The 264-nt window shown below is 56.1% G+C and carries 1 protein-coding gene; it reads left to right on the top strand.

Features of this window, described 5'->3' with window-relative positions; all coding sequences use genetic code 11:
- Positions 1-264 (top strand): hypothetical protein (locus JUJ53_RS00100; protein ID WP_204149984.1); only part of this gene is annotated, 264 nt, incomplete at both ends.

The raw sequence follows: 264 nt of genomic DNA, 5'->3' as shown, positions 1-264 counted from the left end.
TCACCGTCAACGGCGATGGCGTCAGTGAGCCCAGCGAAACCTTCAATGTGGTGTTGGGCAATCTGCAAGGAAACGCCACGGTTACCAACGGTACTGGAATCGGCACCATTGTTGATGATGACGCCCAGCCAGCCATCACCATCAACGACGTCTCGGTATTGGAAGGAGATAGCGGCGAGACCAACGCTATTTTCACCGTCAATCTGACGACGGCCAGTCAAGCGCCGGTGACCGTTGACTACACCACCCAGAATGGCAGCGCTA

The sequence above is a fragment of the Leptolyngbya sp. CCY15150 genome (assembly GCF_016888135.1).
GTDB lineage: Bacteria > Cyanobacteriota > Cyanobacteriia > RECH01 > RECH01 > RECH01.
Note: the sequence above shows the minus strand (reverse complement) of the source record. Positions and strands in the feature narration are given on the sequence as shown.